At 71.4% G+C, this 23,029-nt stretch carries 14 protein-coding genes; 12 read left to right on the top strand and 2 right to left on the bottom strand.

The features are described 5' to 3' along the window. Positions 1-96 precede the first annotated feature (96 nt). From AB0J69_RS46170 to AB0J69_RS46155, 4 genes are all read left to right on the top strand, one after another. Complete coding sequence (locus AB0J69_RS46170; RefSeq protein WP_364131938.1) at positions 97-444, top strand: hypothetical protein; 348 nt, start codon at positions 97-99, stop codon at positions 442-444. A 300-nt stretch (positions 445-744) separates the two neighbouring features. Beyond that, on the top strand, positions 745-3,660 hold the full coding sequence (locus AB0J69_RS46165; RefSeq protein ID WP_364131937.1) for a peroxidase family protein: 2,916 nt from the start codon (positions 745-747) through the stop codon (positions 3,658-3,660). Between the two features lie 26 nt (positions 3,661-3,686). Further along, the gene (locus tag AB0J69_RS46160) at positions 3,687-5,060 is read left to right on the top strand and encodes a hypothetical protein (protein ID WP_364131936.1); all 1,374 of its coding nucleotides are present in this window, start codon (positions 3,687-3,689) and stop codon (positions 5,058-5,060) included. Between the two features lie 35 nt (positions 5,061-5,095). Next, positions 5,096-6,817, top strand: coding sequence for a thiamine pyrophosphate-binding protein (locus AB0J69_RS46155; protein ID WP_364131935.1), 1,722 nt, complete (start codon positions 5,096-5,098; stop codon positions 6,815-6,817). Between the two features lie 50 nt (positions 6,818-6,867). Here the strand turns inward: AB0J69_RS46155 and AB0J69_RS46150 are convergent, their stop codons facing one another. After that, the gene (locus tag AB0J69_RS46150) at positions 6,868-9,165 is read right to left on the bottom strand and encodes a trypsin-like peptidase domain-containing protein (protein WP_364131934.1); all 2,298 of its coding nucleotides are present in this window, start codon (positions 9,163-9,165) and stop codon (positions 6,868-6,870) included. Between the two features lie 234 nt (positions 9,166-9,399). On the opposite strand from AB0J69_RS46150, the gene AB0J69_RS46145 reads away from it, so the two are divergent. The 4 genes from AB0J69_RS46145 (at position 9,400) to AB0J69_RS46130 (ending at position 14,465) form a co-directional block, all read left to right on the top strand. Beyond that, positions 9,400-9,525, top strand: coding sequence for a hypothetical protein (locus AB0J69_RS46145; RefSeq protein WP_364131933.1), 126 nt, complete (start codon positions 9,400-9,402; stop codon positions 9,523-9,525). A 2-nt stretch (positions 9,526-9,527) separates the two neighbouring features. After that, a complete protein-coding gene (locus AB0J69_RS46140; protein WP_364131932.1) occupies positions 9,528-10,916 on the top strand; it encodes a YcaO-like family protein in 1,389 nt (462 codons plus the stop codon). A gap of 66 nt (positions 10,917-10,982) precedes the next feature. Next, positions 10,983-13,115 carry an NACHT domain-containing protein gene (locus tag AB0J69_RS46135; RefSeq protein WP_364131930.1) on the top strand — a complete coding sequence of 711 codons (2,133 nt, stop codon included), beginning with the start codon at positions 10,983-10,985 and terminating at the stop codon, positions 13,113-13,115. 141 nt (positions 13,116-13,256) lie between these two features. Beyond that, a complete protein-coding gene (locus tag AB0J69_RS46130) occupies positions 13,257-14,465 on the top strand; it encodes a S8 family serine peptidase (protein WP_364131928.1) in 1,209 nt (402 codons plus the stop codon). A gap of 92 nt (positions 14,466-14,557) precedes the next feature. On the opposite strand, the gene AB0J69_RS46125 is transcribed toward AB0J69_RS46130, so the two are convergent. Beyond that, entirely contained in the window at positions 14,558-17,659 is a 3,102-nt protein-coding gene (locus AB0J69_RS46125) for a family 78 glycoside hydrolase catalytic domain (RefSeq protein WP_364131927.1), read from the bottom strand. A gap of 631 nt (positions 17,660-18,290) precedes the next feature. On the opposite strand from AB0J69_RS46125, the gene AB0J69_RS46120 reads away from it, so the two are divergent. The 4 genes from AB0J69_RS46120 to rhaS are packed head-to-tail and all read left to right on the top strand — an operon-like array spanning position 18,291 to position 22,870. Then, positions 18,291-19,760, top strand: a complete 1,470-nt coding sequence (locus AB0J69_RS46120; protein WP_364131926.1) for a sugar ABC transporter ATP-binding protein — start codon at positions 18,291-18,293, stop codon at positions 19,758-19,760. After that, the gene (locus AB0J69_RS46115) at positions 19,757-20,788 is read left to right on the top strand and encodes an ABC transporter permease (RefSeq protein WP_364131925.1); all 1,032 of its coding nucleotides are present in this window, start codon (positions 19,757-19,759) and stop codon (positions 20,786-20,788) included. The genes AB0J69_RS46120 and AB0J69_RS46115 overlap by 4 nt, the downstream gene beginning before the upstream one ends. Then, complete coding sequence (locus tag AB0J69_RS46110; RefSeq protein WP_364131923.1) at positions 20,781-21,767, top strand: ABC transporter permease; 987 nt, start codon at positions 20,781-20,783, stop codon at positions 21,765-21,767. The genes AB0J69_RS46115 and AB0J69_RS46110 overlap by 8 nt, the downstream gene beginning before the upstream one ends. A 35-nt stretch (positions 21,768-21,802) precedes the next feature. Next, positions 21,803-22,870 carry a rhamnose ABC transporter substrate-binding protein gene (rhaS, locus tag AB0J69_RS46105; RefSeq protein ID WP_364131922.1) on the top strand — a complete coding sequence of 356 codons (1,068 nt, stop codon included), beginning with the start codon at positions 21,803-21,805 and terminating at the stop codon, positions 22,868-22,870. Positions 22,871-23,029 lie beyond the last annotated feature (159 nt).

The following is a 23,029-nucleotide window of genomic DNA, read 5'->3' as shown; positions in this document are numbered from 1 at the left end:
CGGGTCCCGGAGCACTCAGGCTCCGCGCGTTCGCCGGGACGCCGCCGTCCGGCGGTGTGTGCCGGTCGGGCGCACCGATGGAGAGCGAGACACCGTATGAGTAGCGCTCGCGAGAACGACAACCAGGTGGACGAGGCTCCGGACAGCCGGAGCGAGATCGACGAGCGGCCCGGGCATGCGGCCAACGCGCAGTGGCTCAAGGACAACCCGGACGCGATGCCGCAGGTGGACGCGGGGCGTTGGGCCGTGTACGACCGCGCGGGCCGCCTGTGCGGCCACCTCGTCGGCGATGGTCCGACCCGCGACACCCGCTTCCGGGCGGTGGCCGCCGACGACGAGTGGATGCCCGCCGGTTCTCCGGGTGGCACGGGCATCACCCTGCACGACGCCGGCGCGCACCTTCTCGACGCTGCCACGGGCGGCGATCCAGGCGACGACACCTGATCGGACAGAGCAGGCGAAGAGCCGCAAAAGTGCGAAATTAAACGCGCACCCGTTCCCGCATTGGTCAAAGAAAGGCGCAACTTTGGTTCGCTGGTAAATCGGGAAGGATATCCCTTGGGCTGAATGCGCCCTGTGTTGTTCCGTACGGACATCGCCCCCGGCGATGATGGGACAGCCGGGCCTGACCTGCCCGCCCGCCGGGCGCGCGCCTTCTGACAATGCGCCTGAATTCCCGGCGGGAATCGCATTCCAGGGTCGCGCGATCCGCTCGTGCGGGCGAGTGCCGGGAGGGGAATCCACATGACCAGACAGCAGGAGCGCGTTGCCGGGGAAACTCCGGCGGTGCGCGAATCACCCGCGACCGAGCAGTACGAGCGTTATGTCGGAGGCACCCCCGAGAGAGAACGGGTGATCTTCGAACGGCTGGCCCGCGACCTCATGCGGGTCCAGTTGAAGATCCAGCGACGCAGCGGCGCCCCCGGCATAGAGCGGGCCTTCCACGCCAAGGCGATTCTCGGCGTCGAGAACGCCAGGATGACGTTCCGCCAGGACCTTCCGGAAGACCTGCGGACCGGCTTCGCCCAGCCTGGCGCCGAATACCCGGTCACGGTGCGGCTGTCCAACGCCTCCGGCACCCGCAGGCCGGACTTCGCCCCCGATCTGCGCGGCGCGGCGCTGCGGGTCCAGGTGGGGCCGGATCAGGCCCACGACCTGCTGATGACGAACTATCCGGTCTCCCACGCCCGCGACGCGCGCGAGTTCGTCGCGTTCGCGCGGGCCATGGCCGGTGCGGACTCGACCCCGCGCAGGGCGATCGGGGTGTTCGTCAAGCTGCCGCTGGCGGTCGGCTGGTCCGCGGCCGCGCGCATGCGGCGGAACGTGACCGAGGGAATCAGGCACCAGGTACGCAGCCTCGCGCTCGAGACGTACTGGAGCCGCGGTGCGATCCTGTGGGGAGCTGCCGGGCCGGTGCGCTACCGGCTCCGCCCGGCCGCGGGAGCGCCGGCGGCGCCGCCCGCCTCGCGGAGCGACCCCGACTACCTGAGCCACGAGCTGGCCGCCCGGCTGGCCAGGGCGGACGTCGTCTTCGAGCTGTGCGTGCAACGCTACGTGGACGCCAGGAGCACGCCCATCGAGAACGGCGCGACCGACTGGCCGGAGGAGGACACCCCCGCCATCCCGGTGGCCACGCTGACCATCCCGCGCCAGGACCTCGACACCGCCGACGCGCGCGCCGTCGCGCTCCACATCGACCAGCTCGCCTTCGACCCGTGGAACACCACTGACGAGTTCCGTCCCCTCGGCAACCTGAACCGCGCGCGCAAGGCCGCCTACGAGGCCGGCAGCGCCCACCGCCGCGGCCTGCGCTTCGTCACGCCGCCGCCGGGGCGCAACGTCGTCGTCGGCGAGCTGCTGCAGCGCGGCTTCGGCGCCCTCAACCGGGCCGTCCCGTGGCACAAGCTGCCGACCTGGCTGGGCCTGCTCAACATCCAGGCCATCCGCCAGGTACTGCGCCGCGACAACCTCATCGACACCGAGACCCGCGACGCCCCGCCGGCGGCCCACCCGGTGCCGCCGCCCATCGACGAGCACCTGCGGACCCGCCGCACGTACGACGGCAGCTACAACGACCTGTCCGCGCCGGCGATGGGCGCGCTGGGCTCGCCCTTCGGCCGTAACCTGCCGCCCGTCTACCGGCCCGACCTCTTCGACGTGCCCAATCCGCTGGTGGTCAGCAGGGAGCTGCTGCACCGCGACACCTTCATCCCGGCGCGCTCGCTGAACATCCTGGCCGCCGCGTGGATCCAGTTCCAGGTGCACGACTGGGTCGACCACAAGCGCCACCCGGTCGGTACGAAGAGCGTCGAGGTGCCGCTGCCACCCGGCATGACCTGGACCAACACCCCGGGCGGCGCGCCGGAGACGGTCATGCGCTTCGCCGAGGACCAGGGCGTGCGCCTGCCGGGGAGCGCGGGGCCGCCGATCCTGAGCGCCAACGCCGCCTCCCACTGGTGGGACGGCTCGGAGGTCTACGGCGGGGACGAGAGCGTCGCGAAGTCCCTGCGCGAGCCGGGCGGCGGCGCGGCGCTGCACCTGGAGGACGGGCACCTGGCGCCCGGGCCGGACGGCATCCCGATCACCGGGTTCCGGGAGAACTGGTGGCTCGGGCTCAGCGTCATGCACACCCTCTTCGCCCGCGAGCACAACGCGGTGTGCGAGGCCCTGCGCGGCGAGTACCCCAGCATGGACGAGGACACCGTCTACCACGTGGCGCGGCTCGTCGTCTCCGCCCTGATCGCCAAGATCCACACCGTGGAGTGGACGCCCGCGATCCTCGCGACCGATCTGATCGACATCGGGCTGAAGGCCAACTGGGCGGGACCGCCGCGGAACTGGCTGACCCACCTCGGGCTGTGGCTGACCGACGAGCACGCGCTCAAGGGCATCCCCGACACCCTGCCGGACCACCACGAGGTGCCCTACTCGCTCACCGAGGACTTCGTCACCGTCTACCGCATGCACCCGCTGATCCCCGACGACTACCGCATCGCCGACCACGCGTCCGGGCGCACGCTGCGCACCCTCGGCTTCGACGACGTGCAGGGCCCGGCCACGGAGACCGTCATGCGCGGGGTGGGCCTGGCGAACTCGCTCTACTCGTTCGGCATCGCCCACCCGGGGGCGATCACGCTGCGCAACTTCCCGCGCGCGCTGCAGGCGTTCGAGCGGAACGGGGAGATCATCGACCTGTCCGTGGTGGACCTCGTCCGCACCCGCCGCCGCGGCGTGCCGCGCTACAACGACTTCCGCGCCGGGCTGCACAAGCCGCGCCTGCGACGCTTCGAGGACCTCACCTCCGACCCGGACGCGCTGGCCCGGCTCAAGGACGTCTACCGCACGGTCGACGACATCGACACCGTGGTGGGGCTCTTCGCGGAGAACCCGCCCGAGCGTTTCGGCTTCAGCGACACGGCGTTCCGCATCTTCATCCTCATGGCCAGCCGCCGCCTGCAGAGCGACCGGTTCCTCACCGTCGACTTCCGGCCCGAGATCTACACCCCGCTGGGGCTGGACTGGATCGAGCGCAACGGCATGACCAGCGTCATCCTGCGGCACTGCCCTGAGCTGGCGGGCCACCTGCCGAGAACGGCGAGCGCCTTCGCGCCCTGGCGCCCGGCCACGCCGGAAGGGCCCGAGAGGCCCGCGCGCGCCTGAGGGAACGAGCGAAAGCGAGAGCCACCATGCACATGAAACCGGCGACCAGGCAGGACGGGCTGCGGGAGCTCATGTCGCGGCCCCTGCTGGAGACCATCTGGAAGCGGCGGACGCACCGGGTCAGCCGGGGCGCGTCCGTCCCGGCCGGTTCGATGAGCTACCGCTCGCCGCACCCGCCGATGCCGCTGACGGAGTTGGAGGAGGCGGTGCTCATCGCGCTCACCGGCTGTTCCGGCCTCACCATGCCGGACCGGCCGTTCGAGGACCCGCGCGACGGCGAGCCCATCATGGCCAAGCCGAACCTCACCATGGCCGGTCGTACGGCGGGCAGCCCCGACAACGCCCAGGGCACCCACTTCTTCATGATCAACGACACCGGCACCTACTACCTGAGGAAGCTGCCGCCCTCCCCGGACCTGCCCTTCGACGCCGGCACCCTGGTCGAGCGGGCCCGCCAGGCGAAAGTGCGGGTCCTGCCCCACCGGCTCGACGTCGGCGACGGCCTGCGGGACTTCCCGGCCTACCTGGACTCCAACCGCTTCCTGTCCAACCTCCCCGGCACCACGCTCTTCCTGCCCGTGGTGGATCTGTCCCACCAGTACATCAACGGGCTGATGTACCTGCTCACCCAGCCAGAGGGAGCCCGGCCGGTCCTCGTCGACGACCGCAACTTCTACCGCCCGGCGGGCGTGCGCAAATGGATCAGGAACCGGTTCCTGAACCGGGACCTCAAGCTGCCGCTCGGGGCCCTGGGCCCGATGCGCACCCAGGTCGAGGCCGACCTGCTCCTGCAGAACCTGATGCTGACCGCGGACGCCATGGGCCTCGGCGCCTGGATCCACGCCACGATCCACCCGCAGATCATGCTCGGCGACCCGAAGTTCTCCCGCGCTTACGGCCGGATGCTCGGCTTCGACTTCGTCACGCCGCGCTTCCGCCTCGCCGACGTGCTGCGCTGGCACGTTCCACTGCCGAAGTACGCCGCGCTGCGCTCGCACCCGGTCGGCCTCCGGGCCGGCGGGGAACACCTCATCAAGGCCGCCTGCCCGCCCTACCACCCCTCGATGGCGGCCGCCGTCGAAAGCGTCGTGCGGGCGAAGTTCGGCCCGGGCGGCGTCTACAGCGACGAGAGCACCTTCGCCCGCATCTACAAGGGCGACTACGGACGTCGTTACCTGGCCGAGGCGGGCGAGTACGACCGGCCGGTGATCGAGTGCGTACGGGACATCTGCACGTACATCCACGACACGCACGGACGGTTCCCCGCGCACACCGACGCCATCCACGTGCCCGGCATCTGGCTGCAGGCACACCACGTCGAGCCGGAGTACTACGAGCGGTTCTTCGCCGACGGGACGACCGACGCGCACGTACAGCACGCCGAGCGGTGGCACGCGTAGCCGCGCGCTCCATCCGGTCGGCCGAGGAGGGCGACATGAAGGTTTACCAGGCCATCGTCAAAGGGCTGGAAGACGTCGGCGTGCGGGCCGCCTTCGGCGGCGCGGGGGAGAACGCGGCCGGCCTGATGCTGGCGCTGAAGCACTCGCCGCGGATCCGGCCGATCATCACCCGGCACGAGCAGGCGGCGTCGTTCATGGCGTGCGGGTACGCGATGTACACCGGCGAGCTCGGCTTCTGCTTCGCCACGGCCGGGCCGGGGGCGTTCAACCTGTTCTCCGGCCTGGCCATGGCGATGTCCGACTCCTACCCGGTCCTCGCCGTCTCGGGGTACGCGCCCAGGAAATGGCAGGGATGGGGCTCGCTCAACGAGACCTCGGGCCTGAACGGGACACCCGACTCGCAGGCCATGTTCGCGGCCACGACCAAGAAGTCCTTCCTGCTGGAGGATGCCGCGGACACGTGCGACGTGCTGGAGGAGGCGGTCAACCTCGCCTTCGCGGGGCGGCCGGGGCCGGTGCACATCCACGTGCCCCTGGACCTGACGGAACGCGGCGTCGAGGTGGCGAACGTCCGGCCCGTCCGCCTCGACGTCGCGCCGGTCCTGCCCGACCCGGCCCGCGTGGAGGAGATCGCGTCGGTGCTGGCCGAGGCCATCACCCAGGGTCGGCGCGTCGTCGCGCTCGCCGGGTTCGGCGCCGTCCGCAGCGGCGCGGGCCCGGAGCTCAAGCGGTTGATCGAACGCTTCCGGATCCCGCTGCTGACCACGCTCGACGGCAAGGGCATCGTCTCGGAACGGCACCCGCTGTCGGTGGGCGTCTTCGCCGACAGCGGTCACGCCGCCGCCTGGAAGGCCTTCCGCGAGGCCGACGTCGTGTTGTGCGTCGGGAACTCCCTCAACCAGCACGCCACGTTCAACTACCGCGAGGACCTGTTCGACGGCAAGCTGCTCATCCACGTGAACATCTCGGAGACCGAGTTCCGCAAGGCGTACAAGCCTGACCACGCGCTGCTGTCCGACGCGCGCCCGGCGGTGGCGGCCATCGCCGACGCGCTGGAGGGGAAGGTGGGCGAGGTGCCGCCCGCCGAGGTCGAGGGCAGGGACTACGAGACCAGGCACATCACCCACGTGACCGGGAGGATCCACCCGGGCGAGCTCGCGCAGGCGATCGGGCGCATGCTCCCGGAGCGCGGCGTGCTGCTCGCCGACGCCGGGGCGCATCTGGCGTGGCTCGGCTACTACGTCGACGTGGAGGAGGGCCAGAACTTCCGCAAGGCCGGCTCGTTCGGGCCGATGGCCGGGCACGTCAACGGCGCGATCGGGGTGAAGGTCGCGCAACCGGAGCGGACGGTCGTCGTCGGCTGTGGCGACGGGTGCTACTCCCTGTCCGGCTTCGAGCTGATGACGGCCGTCGAACACGACATCCCCGTCATCTGGGTCATCTTCAACGACGGGGAGTTCAAGCTGATCAAGCTCTACCAGCTTTCGACGTACCTGGAGAGCGGGCTCGTCGAGTTCGACAACCCCGACTTCGCGGCCTACGCGCGGGCGTGCGGCGCCGACGGCCACCGCGTGGAGACGCTCGAGGAGTTCGAGCACGCCTTCCGCGCGGCGCTGAGCTCGGGCCGGCCCACGGTGATCGACGCCAGCATCACCCGGTGGGCCGTCCCGCACTACAGCCCCTCACCCGAGGGCGTGATCGCCGGCCTGGTCGAGACCCTCGAAGACCGCCTCCGCTCCAGCAGCCCTCCGGACTAGCACGAAGCGCCGGTCCTCGGCGACGCCGGCCACCGTCCGTCCCGCCGCTGTCACACCGGGGCCGGAGAGGTGAGCGTGCCACCGATCACCTGGGCGACCTCGGGGTGGGCGAGATACTCCTCGATGTCGTGGGCCCGGCCCGCCGGGTTGGCGACGGGCGTTTCGGCCAGCTCCCCCTCCCAGTGGTCGCCCAGGGGACAGCCGATGGCGACCGGGTCGATGGGGCACCAGACGTTGAACCAGCGGGCCACCCGGCCGGGACGGTGGGGCCCGCCGGACAGCAGGCGCTCATGGACGCTGTCCAGGCCGAGCGGGCTGCCGGTCGTGACGAGCAGTTCGACCTCGACCTCCGGGGGCAGCCGGGTGAGCAGGTCCATGCCGACGATCGTGCCCAGGCTGTGGGTGACCAGCGCCAACCGGCCGGTACGCGGCATCGTCTGGAGGACGCAGTCCAGCACCGCCTCCCGTACCCGCTGGTCGTCGAGGTAGGCGGCGACATCCCCGAAGATCGCGGCGATGAGCAGCCGGTCCAGGTCGGTGGTGTCGGCCAGCCAGCTCAACGCCTGGTGCACGGCATCGCTCAGCCCTTCCTCCCCGACCGGCCGCGGCTCGGGCATGCCGGTCCGGGCCGCCGCCTCGGTGATCAGCTGCTCGTACAGCCGGCGCGCGCCGCCGGGCTGCGGCGCGGCAGCCTCCACGGGATCGCCGAGGGCCTCCCGGGCGAAGGTGGGCAGGGTCTCCAGCGCTCCCATGGCCTGGACGAGCCGGGGCGCGTAGAAGGGGAACCAGACGTCGTCCGGCGTGATGGTGTCCAGCCCCGCGCGGGTGAGGCCGCCGTTCAGCCCGGCGGTCCAGTAGCGGCGCAGTCGCTCGGGATCGTGTCCCTGCTGGCCGCGGCCATGGAGGAAGACCAGGTGTACGGATCCGCCGAACGCGGTCGGCCGGGACACCAGCCCGGCACCGGGCACGCCGGCCTGCAGCGGCCCGGCGCTCGCCTGGGCGCCCGTCTCGACGGGAATCCCGTCAGCCGAGGGGGCAGGGGGCGGCACCAGGCCGGCGGCGGCCGTTCGCGCGGCGGCGCCGCCCTGGGGCCCGTCCTGGGGCCCGGCTTGGGGTCCGGTCTGAGGCCCGGCTTGGGGCCCGTCCTGAGGCCCGGCTTGGGGCCCGTCCTGAGGCCCGGCTTGGGGTCCGATCTGTGGCTCGGCCTGGGGTCCGGTCAGGAGCCCGTCCGGGTGCTGGTCCTGGAGGCCATCCGAGGGACGGTCCTGGAGGCCATCCGAGGGACGGTCCTGGAGCCCGTCCAGGGGGCGGTCCTGGAGTCCGGACTCGCGTCCCATCTCGGCCAGGAGCGCCCGCCGGTCCCCGTCGAGCGGCAGCGCGGCGAGGTGCTTGAGGATGACGCTGATGCGCACGCCCTCGTTGGAGACCCAGTCCACGGCGTCGTCGCCGTCCCCCTCGCGCCACACCTGCCCGTCGTGCCGCAGGATCCGGCCCTGGTCGTCCGTTCTGGGGACGCCGCTGTGGTGCAGCGCCGTCACCTCCCACTGGTCGTTGAAGACCGGGGAGCCGGAGCTGCCGGGCTCGGTGTCGGTCTGGTACTGGAGGAAGTCGTCCAGCCGGGCCTCCAGCCGGTTCTCGCGGATGGAGATCTCCTTGAGCCGGCCGCTGGGGTGGCCGATGATGTTGACCGGCTCCCCGATGACCAGCTTGCCCCGCTGGACGCTGAGCCGGTTCCAGCCGAACGTCTCGCCCACGGGCCGGCCGTCGGCGCCGGGGCTCACCAGGACCAGGGCGAAGTCGAGGTCGTGGTCGGCGACGAAGAGGGCATCGGGCTCGAGGAAGAACCGCCGGGCCACGTCGGGGGCGTTGTCGACGGTCACCTGGGCGTCGAACTCCACGATGGCCGAGCGCGCCACCGTGACGTCGGGGAACACGTGGTGGTTGGTCAGCATCAGTCTCGGCGACACCAGGAAGCCGGTGCCGATCGGGATCTCGCGGCCGTTCTCGCAGACGGAGATCCGGGCGACGGTCCGCGCGGCCCGCGCGCCCCGGGGCAGGAAGCTCCACGCCTGCAGGTCCTTGGCCACCCCGAGGATGCGCTCGTACATCCTGGGACGGTCGAGGACGTCGGGCCGGGTGGCCTCCAGTGCCGCCTCGACGGGGATGCCGTTGCGCTGGATGAGGCGGGCGGTGCGGGTGGCGAGCATCTCCGGCGTGTCGGGGAACGCCTCTCCCCGCTCGCGCCTCCGCCCGGCCTCGTCGCGCTCGGAGCCGCTCCAGCGATACCGTACGGCGGCGGCCTTGGTGTGTTCGACCCTGTTTTCCCGGACTTCTGCAGATATATCCATAACAGTCTGCCGCTTCAGAGTTCCCGGTGATTCTCTCGCATACAGGGACATGTCACATTAAATATGCATGTCGCGGCGAGGCGTCGTCCAGCGGTCGCGGATTAGTTGGCGGTGAATTGACCCTTCGGCGGAGCTTGTTCGCTTTGCAACTGTCTTCGCATAATTCGCGGTATCTTTTCCGATATTTTGCCGGGCCGGGGCTAGGCTGGATGAGGAAAGCGAAGGGGGAGTCTCATGGGGAGAAACGTGGACTTTGTCTCCGTCGAGTCGCTGGACAGGCGGGCCCAACAGCTGACCCGGGCCGAGCTCGAGCGGCTGGAGGAACTGTCGCCCACGATGACCGGTGATGACGAACAGTAACCATGTCGCGTCTCCGTACGCCGTGCGGGCCGCCCGGCCCGGAAGAGGCTGGCCGGGTGTTCGGCGCGGTGGAGCGGGCGGTGCCGCCTGCCGAGGCCGGAAGGCGGGCGGCGGCGGCACTGGCCGCGCTGGGGCTGCGGGCCCGGCTGGAGGACACGGGCGGGGGCCGTGATCCGACCGCCTGGTGGTGCCGGTTGTTCGGCGGCGCGCAGGACGACTTTCCGCTCGCGTGCGGGATGGGGAAGGGCCGGCCGGAGGAGGCCCGCCTGGGGGCGCTGTTCGAAGCCGTCGAGCACTACCTGACCGGCCCCGCCGGATTCGACCCAGGAGCCGTGGAGCCGGCCGCGCCGGCCGCGATCGCCGCCGGGCCGCTGCGCGACGACGCCTGCGCGCTGCTGCTGTCGCGGATGTCCGGCCGGCGGATGGCCTGCCTGCGCTATCGCGCGCTCTCCGGGCCCGGGGAGGCGCTGATGCCGATGTTCCTGTCCGCCCCCTGGTACGTCGAGACCGGCTCCGCCGCGCTGCGCGAGCTGGCGGGCGACGACTGCGACTACGCCCACCTGATGCGTTACAGCTGCAACAGCGGCTCGGCCGTCGGCGTCACGCCGGCCGAGGCGCTGCTGCACGCCCTCAACGAGGCCGTCGAGCGCGACGCCCTGTCGCTGCTCCTGGTGCGGGCCTTCCTGGGCGGGGAGCCGCTGCGGCCCGCGCTGATCGACCCGTGGACGCTTCCCGGCGACCTCGCGCGGGCGCACGCCACGGCGGAAGAGCTGACCGGGTCAACGGTGCACCTGCTGGACATCACCAGTGACATCGGGGTCCCGACCATGCTGGCCTACACCGCCCCCACCTCCCGCCGTCCGCACCGGCGCGGTGCCGGGACCTCGCTGGACCCGGCCTACGCCGCCTGGCGCTGCCTCGCCGAGCTCGTGCAGACCACCCTGGGCGAGCGCCTGCCGGATCCCGGTGTGCGGGCGCGCGGTGAGCCGTCCGCGCTGGCGGCGCACCCCACCCTGCACGCGTGCGGGCGGTTCGATCTCACCGGTGCCCTGCGACAGGCGCGCGTGGTCCCCTTCCCCCGGGCCGCTGGTGCGGCCGGGGCTCCCGGCGACCAGCTGCGCAAGGTGGCCGCGATGGTAGGGGCGCGGGGCGGCTCGGTCTACTGCCGTACGGTGTGCGCCCTCCCCGGCGGGGTCACCGCCGTGCACGTGGTCGTGCCGCTCCTGGAGCGGTTCATGCTGGTCACCGACGGTAACCTCGTCGTCCCCGGGAGCCGGGGCCGGCTCGCCGCGGCGGGGCGGTCAACGGTCGTTCACCCGCCCGGGAAGTTGCCGAAGAACTGCCGCACGATTGACGCCCGCCTGAATGGCGCGGCAGGTTTTGCCGATTGATCGACCCCTACATATGGTCTTTAATCCCACTCTGGCGTGGAAGATGTGGATACTGATTATATGGGAATGAAATACTGGCGACAGAATCGCAAAGCAGGCGCGTCGGCCGCGCTGGGCGTTCTGTTTCTGGGCCTGGCCCTCGCGTTCTTCTGGGTGGCCAAGAATGTGCCAGGAGAACCGGGGAGCGCGGCCGCGATCGGCTCGTACATCTCCATGGCCAGCGGCGCGATAGCGCTGGGCCATCAGTTCCTGTCCTGGTGGCGCAAGCGCAGTGCGCCCACGCCGGCGCCGACGTCCGCCGGCATCGGCACCGCGAAGGACATCCTCGCCGGCCTGGTGACCGAGCAGTGGCGCCAGGAGACGGTCATGCGCTCGCTGTGCGATCCGGAGCCCATGCCGCTGGCCTGGCGTTCGACCGAACGGCGCGAGCTCGCCGACCATCCCGAGATCATCGCCAAGGGCACCGTCGCCTTCCCCGGCCTGGACGTGCACGTCGAGGACATGGCACGCAATTTCCGCACCCTGCACTGCCGCCGGCTGGTCATCCTGGGCGACCCTGGCACGGGGAAGACCACCCTGGCCGTGCAGCTGGTGCTCGAACTCCTGCGCACGCGGCGGCCGGAGGAGCCCGTCCCGGTGCTGCTGTCGGCCGCACGCTGGGACGACCGCGTCCACCCGCGCCTGCAGGACTGGCTGGCCAAGAGCCTGGCGATGGACTATCCGGCGCTCCGCGCCGAAGGGCTCGGTCCCGACATCCCGGAGACCCTGGTGGCCCGCGGCGAGGTGCTGCCGGTCATCGACGGGCTGGACGAGCTGCCCGACCACGCCCGCGCCGACATGCTCGCCGCGCTGAACCGCTCGATGTGCGAGAACGACCAGCTCATCCTCACCTGCCGCACGGCGCAGTTCGCCGATTCCGTCGAGGAGATGGGCGACGTCCTGACGGCGGCGGCGGTCATCGAGCCCCAGCGCATGGGCCCGGCCGCGGCCGCCGACTACCTGCACGCGTGCCTGCCCCCGGTGCCCCATCCCGTCTGGCCCCGGGTGCTGGAGGCGCTGCGCACGGGCGGCGCCCCGGCCCTGGCCGAGGTCACCTCGACCTCCCTGGGGCTCTGGCTGGTCCGCGCCACGTACATCGCGCCGCGGGTGAACCCGGAACCGCTGCTGGAGCTGGGACGCGGCAGCGCGGCCGAGCTGCACGACCACTTGTGCGACCAGCTCATCCCCGCCCTGGTGAGCACGCGCCCACCGGCCCACGGCCCGGCACAGCCCTTCCGGCCGCAACACGCGTGGACTCCGGAGCAGGTCGTCCGCTGGCTCACCTACCTGTGCCACGAGCTCACGCTGGACGAGGAGGACCCGCGCGACATGGCCTGGTGGCGCCTGGCCCGCCACACGCCGAACCGCACGGTGCGGCTGTGGACCGGACTCGGGATCGGGGTCCTGGTCGGGCTGGTCTTCACGATCGTGACGAAGCTGTACTTCGTCGGAGCGGGGCTGGGGCTGGTGGCGGCGCTCGTGATCATCGCCGTGACCGGGTCCTGGTTCACCGAGGCGCCCGGCCATGCCGACTTCCGGCTGCGCGGCAGGCTCTCCGAGCTGGCCCGGGTCATTGGGGCAGGGCTCTTCGTCGGAGCCCTGGGAGCGCTCATCGGCTGGCTCATGGGCAGGACGGTCGGAGGGACGAACGGTCTGGAGGCCGCGAGGGACATCGGCTGGATGTCCGGCGTCGGCTTCATCGTCGTGCTCAGCCTGATCCACTGGGTCGAGCACCCGACCACCACCGCGACCGCGAGATCCCCGCGCTCGACCTGGCGGGCGGACCGGAACCTGACGGTGATCCGGATCATCAGCGGGCTCGTGGTGGGGCTCATGGCCGCGGGCATCGGACTGGAGGCCAAGCTCGACGGGAGCGTCGCGCTCGCGGGCGGGCTGTTGCTGGGGCTGCTGTTCGGGCTCGTGCTGGGCAGCCACCACGCCTGGCTGGCCTACAGCCTGACGGTTCCCCGCCTGGCCACCAAGGGGAGGCTGCCCCTGCGGGCGATGAACTTCCTGGACGACGCGCATCGCCTCGGCCTGCTGCGCACCGAGGGACCGTACTACCAGTTCCGGCACATCGAGCTGCAGCAGCACCTCGCGCGCGGGCTGCAGGCGACGCAGGAGGAAGAGGTACGCCGGCAGCCGTCGGTTCTCCGGTGACCGCCGCCCGGACGGGTGCTCTCTTGGCCGTATCCCCATCGTGGCTTGGGCACGAGCGGAGGCGCACGCGGGCACTGACCCGATGGAGCCGGAACGGCAGTGACCCGTCCCACGGGACGGCGGACATCGGGAGTAGTGCCAGTGGGCGAGAGATACAGCGTGCTGCGCGACATGAGCGGCGTGCGTACGGCCAGTCCTTTCGAATCGACGCGGCCTGCCGGGCCGCCTCCGGTCTTCGCCGGCAGCGAACCGCACGTGGAGGTGGTCGAACTCGGCAAACGCGAGCTGCGCGACGTGGCCCGCGACCCGGAGGTGCGCGCGGTGGCGCCGGTCATGCCGACGGCGCTCATCCAGCCGTTCGAGGAGGGCGCCGACGGGCAGGCGTCGGCGGCGGCGGCGGCCGCCGCGGCCACGTGGGGCGTCCAGGCGGTGGGCGCCGACGTCTCGACGCGTACGGGGGCGGACGTCATCGTGGCCGTCCTGGACACCGGCATCGACGGCACCCATCCCGCCTTCACCGGCGTGACCCTCATCCAGGAGGACTTCAGCGGCTCGGGCCTGGGCGACAAGCAGGGCCACGGCACGCACTGCGCCGGCACGGTCTTCGGCCGGGCCGTCGACGGCACGCGCATCGGCGTCGCGCCCGGCGTGACCCGGGCGCTGATCGGCAAGGTCCTGGCCGACGACGGGAGCGGCGACACCGAGGGGCTGCTGCGGGGGATGCAGTGGGCGCTCCAGCAGGGCGCCCAGGTGGTCTCGATGTCCCTGGGGTTCGACTTCCCCGGCATGGTCCAGCGGCTGGTCGACATGGGACGGCAGCCGAGGTTCGCGACCTCGCTGGCGCTGGAGGCGTACCGGGCCAACCTGAGGCTCTTCGACGCGCTGATGCAGATGGTCGCCGCCCGCGAGGCGATCGGCCCCGGCACGATCGTCGTGGCCGCGGCGGGTAACGAGAGCGAGCGTCAGACGCACCCCGACTTCGAGATCGCCGTGTCGCTGCCCGCGGCCGCGGAGGGCGTCGTCGCGGTCGGCGCGCTGGCGCAGTCGTCCACGGGCAACGGCCTGGTCATCGCTCCCTTCTCCAACACCTTCCCGCAGATCAGCGCGCCTGGGGTCGGCGTGCTCTCCGCGCGGGTCGGGGGCGGCCTGCGGGCCCTGAGCGGGACGAGCATGGCCACGCCGCACGTCGCTGGCGTGACGGCACTGTGGTGGGAGGACGTGATGAAGTCGCCGCTGCCGGCGACGTCGTCCACCGTCATGGCCCGCCTGCTGGCCTCGGCCGCCGTGAGCCCGCTGGCCTCCGGCGTGGACGTCGCCGACCGCGGAGTGGGCCTGGTACGCGCCCCGTAGCCGCCATTCCCACGGCCGCCGGCCGTGACCCTGGCGGAGCCGCCGTCGTCCGGTCCCGCCCGTCAAGACGGGCGGGGACCGGTTTCATGGGGTCAGCCCGCCGCCGCCCTGAACGTGAAGGAGCCGGAGTCGACCCCGTAGACGGCGTGGCCGCCGTCCATGCGCAGGAACGTGGCCTGGTGCGGGGCCGTGACGAGGCGTCGGTCCTTGGCCGGGACCCAGATCTCGGCGGTGGTGTTCGCGGGCACGTCGACCGTCAGCGTGAACCGGCGCTCCGACTTGGTCCATTCGGACCGGACGGTGCCCTGCGGCGTCTCGTAGCTGCCCTTGACGAAGGTGAGGTCGCCGACCGGCTTGGGGTGGATGACGAGTTGGCGGTAGGCGATCGAGTCGTCGGCCTCGCGGATGCCGGCCAGGCCGGTGTGGAACCACTCCTCGATCTGGGCGAGGATCATGTGGTTCTTGGAGTCCCCGCGGTTCCAGCGCTCGCCGATGGTGGTCATGCCGCCGGGGTTGGCGGTGGTGGATTCCATGAAGAAGCCGTAGCTGGGCTGGTCGTTCTCCTGCAGCAGGTCCCACAGGACGTCGTCCCTGCCGCCGTCGGAGAGCGCCCGGACGGTCGGGCCCATGCCGATGGTGCCGCCGCTGAAGTGCGGGCCGTCCCCGTTGGGGTGGAAGGCGTACACGAGCTCGACGAGCGCGTCGAGGACCGCCTGCCGCTCGCCGTCGGGGACGAGCCCGGCGTCGAGGGCGAGCGCCTGGGCCGTCTGGGTCGCGCCCACGGTCCCGGCGTTCCCGTCGGTGGTGTAGCGGCGGAGCTGCTGGTTGTAGAAGCGGGCGTTGAAGGCGTTCTTGATGTCGGTGGCCAGCGCCTGGTAGCGGGCGGCGTCGTCGGCGTGGCCGGTCAGCTCGGCCATCTTGGCCAGCTTGGTGATCATGACGTAGTAACCCCAGGTGCCGGTGATCCGGCCCGAGGTCTGGTCGGCGGCCACCCAGTCGGCGAGGGCGGCGTCGACGATGTGCGCGTTGTCGCCGGTACCCACCTTCTGGCGCTGGATGTAGTCGGCGAACTCGACCATCTGGTCGTAGTAGCGGGCCATCGTCTCGGTATCGCCGTAGAGCTCGTACAGCAGGGACGGGACGAGGATGATGGCGTTGCCCCAGTTGATCTCGTCGCCGAAGCGCCCGCTGTAGCCCCAGTCGTAGACGGGGGTCTTCAGCGCCACGTTGCCGCGCATCGGCGTCTCGGCCATCGACTGGCCCTCGACGAGGTGCCGCATCGTGGTCTTCAGGTACGCGGCGAGGTCGTGGTTACGGTGGATGGCGCCCATCGGCATCGTGTAGTCGGCCGGGTAGGACAGCTTCTCGCGACCCGGGCAGTCGGTGAACACCGACATGATGTTGGCGGCGAAGGAGTACCGGGCCATGGTGTGGATGCGGTTGACGCGGGCGTCGGAGGTGGTCACCCGGCCCGCGACGGGCGTGTCGGCCTGCAGCCGGATGCCCTTGACCAGGTCCTTGGGGGGCGTGTACCCCTCGGGCAGGCCGGTGAGCTGGATCCACTGCATCCCGAAGTAGTTGAAGTCCGGGTGCCAGCTCTCGCCGCCGGGGAGGCCGGCGGTGGTGTAGGTGTTGAACAGGTCGCGGCCCCGGTTGCCGCCGCCGCCCATCAGCGACGCCTGGTCCACGGTGCCGTCGGGGGCGAGGGACTCGGCGGGGGACATGCGGACGGTGACGCCGCCGGGCACCCTGCCCTTGAGGTTCAGCTGCGGCCAGCCGGTGATGTTCTGGCCCAGGTCGAACACCCAGACGCCCGAGGCCGGGCTGGTCACGGAGACGGGGGTGAAGGTCTCGACGGCCTTCACCGGCTCGGCCGTGCGGGCGACAAGCTGGGTGGCGAGGTTCGGCGGTGGCGCGATGCCGGCGTCCACCCAGGCCATGGCCGAGCCGTCGCGCCGCTTGGCGGTGGGGGACAGGTCGGCGCCGGGGGAGTCCCAGCCCGGCTGCTCGCGGCGGGCGTCGTAGTCGGAGCCCGAGTACCAGGCGTCGGTCACCAGGGCGCCCAGGGCGGTGCGCCAGCCGCGGTCGGAGACGATGACGTCCGTCGAGGCGTTGGTGTAGGTGATCTCCAGGCGGGCGATCAGGCGGGGCGTCACGGCGGCGCCGGCGCTCGCGTCGCTCGCGGCGATGTTGTTGCCGGAGCCGGTGACCGTCGCGCCGGTGGAGTGCGGCTTGGACAGGCCGGGCGTGAAGGTGATCTCGGTGCTGCCGATCGCGGTGATCGTACGGGACTCGAGGTTGTCGCCGCCGTCGCCGGTGTCGATGTTGATCGTGCCGCCGACGTGGTAGCCGGTGACGTTGTCCAGTGCCACGGCGGTGGCGCCGGGCGGGGCGTCGGCGGTCAGGGTGCCGCTGCCCTTGAGCTGGCTCTGCCACCAGGAGTAGGGCGCGGTCCGGCCGACGGCCGGGTTGGTGACGCTGCGCCGTACGTAGGCGGGGCCGTTGCCGAGCCGGACGCCGAGGGTGTTGGCCCCGGCCCGCAGGTCGTCGGTGACGTCGTAGGTGCGGTACTCGCTGGAGAGCTGGTAGTTGGAGTTGCCGGGGGCGAGCACCTCGTCGCTGAGCTTGCGCCCGTTGAGGGTCGGCAGGTGCAGCCCGACGCCGGAGAGGTAGAGGCGGGCGCCGGCCACGCGCTTCCCGCGGTCGAGGTCGAAGGCGCGGGCGAAGATCGGCATGGGCTGGCCCTCGGTGCGGCCGGGGTACTCGATCCAGCGCGCCGGCCCCCAGTCGCTCTGCCGCAGCAGGCCCATCTCCCAGGACGACGGCCTGCTCCAGCCCGACGGCTGCCTGCCCGCGTCCCAGACACGTACGTGCCAGCTGACCTTCTCCCGCGACGCCAGAGACCGCCCGCCGTAGCGGACGCCGGACTGGACGGCGGAGCTCACCTTGCCGGAGTCCCAGATCAGCCGTCCGCGCCTGAGATCGCTCTCGCTCGCGGCCACCTGGATCTGGTACGCGGTCTGCCGGGTCCGCGTCATGCGCCAGCTCAGCAAGGGGGTGGGGTTGTCGATGCCGAGGGGCTGGTCGCGCCGGCCGTCCACCCGCAGGTCGACGACCTCGGCGGCGGACCGTCCACCGGCGGCCACCGCCGGCGGGGCGTTGAGCGGCTGCGAGAGGACGAGAGTGAACGCCACTCCCAGCCCCGCTAATACACGAATCCGGCGACGTAATGAGGACACGGGTCACTCCTGTCTCGGATGGGAGGGGAGCGAGGCGACGGCATGCTCCTCTCACCGTAAAACGATTTAAGCATCCCGAAGATGTCGCTAACGTAAGCGTTCCGGCAAACGTCGTCAAGAGGGCATTTGGGCAACGGTTCTCGCAGGAGCAGCATCTCAGCTGATCGACACGCAGTTGATTTGGGTAACGATACCCATCGTGATCAGGCCTCTGGCCAGGCATGTCATCCCCGTCCGCAGGCCAGAGGCCGGCTGGGGGGCGGGCTCGGTCGCCGGCGTGGAAGCGCTCGGGGAAGGCCAGGTCGAGCCGGGGAAGCGGGTGACGGGCCCGGCCCGGGAGCGGCGGTGGGCCTCCCAGGAGCCGCTCCCGCTCTCGCGCCCTGTTCGACATGAGACGGAAACGTGATGCGGTCGCACGGGGGAGTCACTGCGCACGTGAGAGCGGTCAGAGGGGGCGTAACTCCCGATTGGCCCCCTATTGACACGTCGCGCGGCGCCTTTTACGGTCAGTGGCCTTAAAACGTTTTGCCCAGCCATTGTTGGAGGGCACGTGAGCGACTCCGCTCCCATCCTTTCGTTACAGAACGTGAGTAAATACTTCGGTGCCGTCCAGGCGCTGGCCGGGGTGCGGCTCGACCTGTGGGCCGGCGAGGTGCACGGCCTGGTCGGGGAGAACGGAGCCGGCAAGTCCACGCTGGTGAAGATCTTGTCCGGCGCCCATGCGGCCGATGCGGGCACGCTGACGGTGGACGGGAAGGAGCTGACACCCGCGGGCCCGGCCGACGCCCAGGCCGCCGGCATCGCGGTGATCTACCAGGAGCCGACGCTGTTCCCCGACCTGTCCGTGGCCGAGAACATCTTCATGAGCCGGCAACCGTTGCGCAGCCTGCGCCGCATCGACGCGGGGGCCATGCGCGCCAGGGCGGCGGCGCTGTTCGGCAGATTGGGCGTCTCCCTTGATCCCGACCGGCCCGCGCGCGGCCTGTCCATCGCGGACCAGCAGCTCGTCGAGATCGCCAAGGCGCTGGCGTTCGACGCGCGCATACTGATCATGGACGAGCCGACCGCCGCGTTGTCGGGTGTGGAGGCCGAGCGGCTGTTCACGGTCGTCAGGTCACTGCGCGACGACGGCGCGGCGGTGCTGTTCATCTCCCACCGTTTCGACGAGATCTTCGCGCTCTGCCGGCGCGTCACCGTGATGCGCGACGGCCGCTGGGTCTCCACCGACCCGGCCTCCGAGCTCACCGTCGAGGAGCTGGTGCGCCGGATGGTCGGCCGCGAAGTGTCCTCGCTGTACCCCAAGACGGATGCCACCGTGGGGGAACCCCGGCTGGAGGTGCGCGGCCTGACCCGGCGCGGCGTCTTCGACGACGTCTCCTTCACCGTGCACGGCGGCGAGATCGTGGCCCTCGCGGGGCTGGTCGGCGCCGGCCGCAGCGAGGTGGCGCGCGCCGTCTTCGGCGTGGACCGCTACGACGCCGGGCAGGTCCTCGTCGAGGGCAGGACGCTGCCGCCCGGCGACACCCCGGCGGCCATCGCGGCCGGGCTGGCTCTGGTGCCGGAGGACCGCCGCCAGCAGGGCCTGGTGATGGAGCTGTCCGTGGAGCGCAACGCGACCCTCGCGCGGCGGTGGCCGCTCAGCAGCCTGGGCCTGCTGTTCGGGGGCGCCGAGCGGGACGCGGCGCACACCTGGAGCCGCCGCCTCCAGGTCAAGACCGCCCGGCTCACCGACCCGGTCTCCGCCCTGTCCGGCGGGAACCAGCAGAAGGTCGTGCTGGCCAAGTGGCTGTCCACCGAGCCGCGCGTGCTCGTCGTCGACGAGCCCACCCGCGGCATCGACGTGGGCACCAAGGCGGAGGTGCACCGGCTGCTGTCCGAGCTGGCCGCGCAGGGCGTCGCGGTGCTGATGATCTCCAGCGAGCTGCCGGAGGTGCTCGGCATGGCCGACCGCGTCCTGGTGATGCACGAGGGCCGCCTCGTCGCCGACATCCCCCGCGCCCGGGCCGACGAGGAGTCGGTGATGCTCGCCGCCACCGGACAGGGCGGTGCCGCATGACGGCCGTCCGGACCGAGCCGGCCACGGACGCGGGACAGGGCACCAGGCTCGTCCATCGCGTCTTCGTGATCAGGGAGCTGGGCATCGCCGTCGCGCTGGCGCTGCTCGTCGGGGTGACGGTGCTGGTCAACCCGCGGTTCCTGACCGCGCAGGGCATCAAGGACCTGCTCCTGGGCTCGACCATCCTGGCGGTCCTCGCGGTCGGCCAGAGCATCGTCGTCATCACCCGCAACGTGGATCTGTCGGTGGGGTCGGTCCTCGGCCTGTCGGCGTTCGCGACGGGCAGCCTGTTCGTCGCGAACCCCGGCCTGCCCATCCCGGTGGCACTCGCCGTCGGAGTGCTGCTCGGTGCAGCCTGCGGGGCCGTGAACGGCGCGCTCATCGCCGCCGCCCGCGTACCGGCGCTCGTGGTGACGCTCGGCACCCTGTACGTCTTCCGCGGCGTCGACTACACCTGGGCCACCGGCCGGCAGATCAACGCCGCCGACATGCCGCCCGGCTTCCTGCGGATGGGCAGCGCGACCGTGCTGGGCGTGCCCGTGCTGACGCTGTTCGCCGTCGTGGTGCTGGTGGCGGCGGGCTACTACCTGCGCACCTACCGCAGCGGCCGGGAGATGTACGCGATCGGCTCCAGCCCGGTCGCCGCCCGCCTGGCCGGCATCCCGGTGGGGCGGCGGGTGTTCGCCGCGTTCGTCGTCAGCGGCGCCCTCGCCGGGCTGGCCGGGGTCATGTACGCGGCGCGCTTCGGCACGCTGGACGCCAACGCCGGCAACGGCTTCGAGCTGAACGTCGTGGCGGCCGTCGTGGTCGGGGGCGTCGCCATCTTCGGCGGCAGCGGCTCGGTCTACGGCGCCGCGCTCGGCGCGGTCCTGCTCACCACGATCGGCAGCGCGCTGCCGGTCCTCGGCGTGAGCCCGTTCTGGCAGCGGGCCGCCGTCGGCGCGCTCATCCTGGCCGCCATCGGCCTCGACCGGGCGCTGGCCGTCCGGCTCGCCCAGACCCTGAGAGGAAGGAGCAGCCATGGCTGAGCGGATGCGGTCGATCGCCGGTTCCTGGGACACCGCCCTGCTCATCGCCCTGGTCCTGGTCGTCCTGGTGGGCACGGTCAGCGTCGAGGGGGTGGCCAGCCCGCGGTTCTGGCGGTTCGTCACGCTGGAGGTCATCCCGATCGCGCTGATCGCGCTCCCCATGACCCTCGTCGTCATCACCGGCGAGATCGACCTGTCCGTGGCCAGCATCCTCGGCCTGACCTGCACGGTCATGGGCCAGCTGTGGTTGTGGGGCGTCACGTCGCTACCGCTGATGATCGTGCTCTGCCTCCTGCTGGGAGCGTTGCTCGGCGCGGTGAACGGCCTGTTCGTCACCGGCTTCGGGCTGCCGTCCCTGGCCGTGACGATCGGCACGCTCGCCCTCTACCGGGGACTGGCCTACGTCGTCCTCGGCGACCGCGCGGTCGCCGACTACCCGCCGGAGTGGAACATGGGTGCCATCGCCGCGATCCCCGGCCTGACCATCCCGTGGATGATCCTCGTGGTCGCCGCGCTGGCGCTCGTCTTCGGGATCGTCCTGCACGCCACCCCGATCGGCCGCGGCCTGTACGCCATGGGCAACAACGCCGAGGCCGCCCGCTTCACCGGCATCAACGTCGCCCGCACGAAGTTCTGGCTGTTCGTGGCCACCGGCGCGATGTCGGCGCTGGCCGGGGTGTTCTGGACGCTGCGCTACGCCAGCGCCCGCGCCGACAACGGCCTGGGCCTCGAACTCGCCGTGGTGGCGGCCGTCCTGCTGGGCGGTGTGTCCATCTTCGGCGGCCGGGGGCGGCTGATCGGCGTCATCGCCGCGGTCATCCTTCTCGGCACCCTGCGCAACGCCCTGCAACTGGCCTACGTCCCGGCCAACACCCTGACCATCATCACCGGATCCCTGCTGATCGTCTCCGTTGTGGGACCCAACGTCGCCGGCATGCTGCGCGAGCGCATGCGCCGCCGGCGATCCGTCACCCCCTGACCCCCCGGCCGCGGGCCACGAAAGGAAACATCATCATGGCAGCGAAAAGTCGAGCAGGCCGGACCATCGCCCTGGCCGTGCTCACCGCCCTCAGCCTCGCCGTAACGGGTTGCGCCACCGAGGAACCGGCCGCGACCCAGCCGTCCGGAGGCGCCAGTGCCGCCGCGAAGACGATCAAGGAGGGGCTGAAGATCGCCTTCCTGCCCAAGCAGGTGAACAACCCGTACTTCGACGCCTCCGACAACAAGGGCGGCAAGGTCGCGGTCGCGGAGTTCAAGGGCGTCTACAGCCAGACCGGCCCGTCCGAGGCCAGCCCGTCGGCGCAGGTCTCCTACATCAACACGCTCTCCCAGCAGGGCACCGACGTGATCGTGGTCTCGGCCAACGACAAGGACGCCATCTGCGGCGCGCTCAGCGAGGCCCGCGCCGCCGGCGCCAAGGTCGTCACCTACGACTCCGACACCAACCCCACCTGCCGCGACGCCTTCATCAACCAGGCCAGCGCCGAGGGCATCGCCGCCTCCCAGATCAAGCTGATCAGCGAGGCGGTCGGCCCGGACGGCGGCGAGATCGCGATCCTGTCCGCCACGGCGAACGCGACGAACCAGAACGCCTGGATCGAGATGATGAAGACCGAGCTGGCCAAGCCCGAGTACAGCAAGCTGAAGCTGGTCGCCACCGTGTACGGCGACGACGACGACCAGAAGTCCTTCCAGGAGGCCCAGGGCCTGCTGGCCAAGTACCCGGACCTCAAGGGCATCATCTCGCCCACCACGGTCGGCGTCGCCGCGGCGGCCCGCTACCTGTCCGGCTCGGAGTACAAGGGCAAGGTCCAGCTCACCGGCCTCGGCACGCCCAACCAGATGCGCGCCTACATCAAGGACGACACCGTCAAGTCCTTCGCCCTGTGGAACCCCTCCGACCTGGGCTACCTGGCCGCCTACACCGGCGGGGCGCTGGCCTCCGGCATGATCACCGGCAAGGAGGGCGAGAAGTTCACCGCCGGCAAGCTCGGCGAGTACACCGTGGGCAAGGACGGCACCGTCCTGCTCGGCGACCCGTTCGTGTTCACCAAGGACAACATCGACGACTTCGACTTCTGACACCCCGGCTCCCGCTCCGTGGGGCCGGAGCGGGAGCCGTCACGTCTGCCCCGGGAGTGACATGGACATCAAGGCCGCCCTGAGGGCACAGCACATCGAGACGCCGTCCTGGGCGTTCGGTAACAGTGGTACCCGGTTCAAGGTCTTCGCGCAGCGGGG

Source organism: Nonomuraea sp. NPDC049709 (assembly GCF_040674815.1).
Taxonomy (GTDB): Bacteria; Actinomycetota; Actinomycetes; order Streptosporangiales; family Streptosporangiaceae; genus Nonomuraea.
Note: the sequence above shows the minus strand (reverse complement) of the source record. Positions and strands in the feature narration are given on the sequence as shown.

Excerpts from the sequence above, each read along its gene's own strand:
- AB0J69_RS46170 (WP_364131938.1), top strand. The coding sequence starts at position 97 with ATGAGTAGCGCTCGCGAGAACGACAACCAGGTGGACGAGGCTCCGGAC.
- AB0J69_RS46165 (WP_364131937.1), top strand. The coding sequence starts at position 745 with ATGACCAGACAGCAGGAGCGCGTTGCCGGGGAAACTCCGGCGGTGCGC.
- AB0J69_RS46160 (WP_364131936.1), top strand. The coding sequence starts at position 3,687 with ATGCACATGAAACCGGCGACCAGGCAGGACGGGCTGCGGGAGCTCATG.
- AB0J69_RS46155 (WP_364131935.1), top strand. The coding sequence starts at position 5,096 with ATGAAGGTTTACCAGGCCATCGTCAAAGGGCTGGAAGACGTCGGCGTG.
- AB0J69_RS46150 (WP_364131934.1), bottom strand. The coding sequence starts at position 9,165 with ATGGATATATCTGCAGAAGTCCGGGAAAACAGGGTCGAACACACCAAG.
- AB0J69_RS46145 (WP_364131933.1), top strand. The coding sequence starts at position 9,400 with ATGGGGAGAAACGTGGACTTTGTCTCCGTCGAGTCGCTGGACAGGCGG.
- AB0J69_RS46140 (WP_364131932.1), top strand. The coding sequence starts at position 9,528 with ATGTCGCGTCTCCGTACGCCGTGCGGGCCGCCCGGCCCGGAAGAGGCT.
- AB0J69_RS46135 (WP_364131930.1), top strand. The coding sequence starts at position 10,983 with ATGAAATACTGGCGACAGAATCGCAAAGCAGGCGCGTCGGCCGCGCTG.
- AB0J69_RS46115 (WP_364131925.1), top strand. The coding sequence starts at position 19,757 with ATGACGGCCGTCCGGACCGAGCCGGCCACGGACGCGGGACAGGGCACC.
- AB0J69_RS46110 (WP_364131923.1), top strand. The coding sequence starts at position 20,781 with ATGGCTGAGCGGATGCGGTCGATCGCCGGTTCCTGGGACACCGCCCTG.
- rhaS (WP_364131922.1), top strand. The coding sequence starts at position 21,803 with ATGGCAGCGAAAAGTCGAGCAGGCCGGACCATCGCCCTGGCCGTGCTC.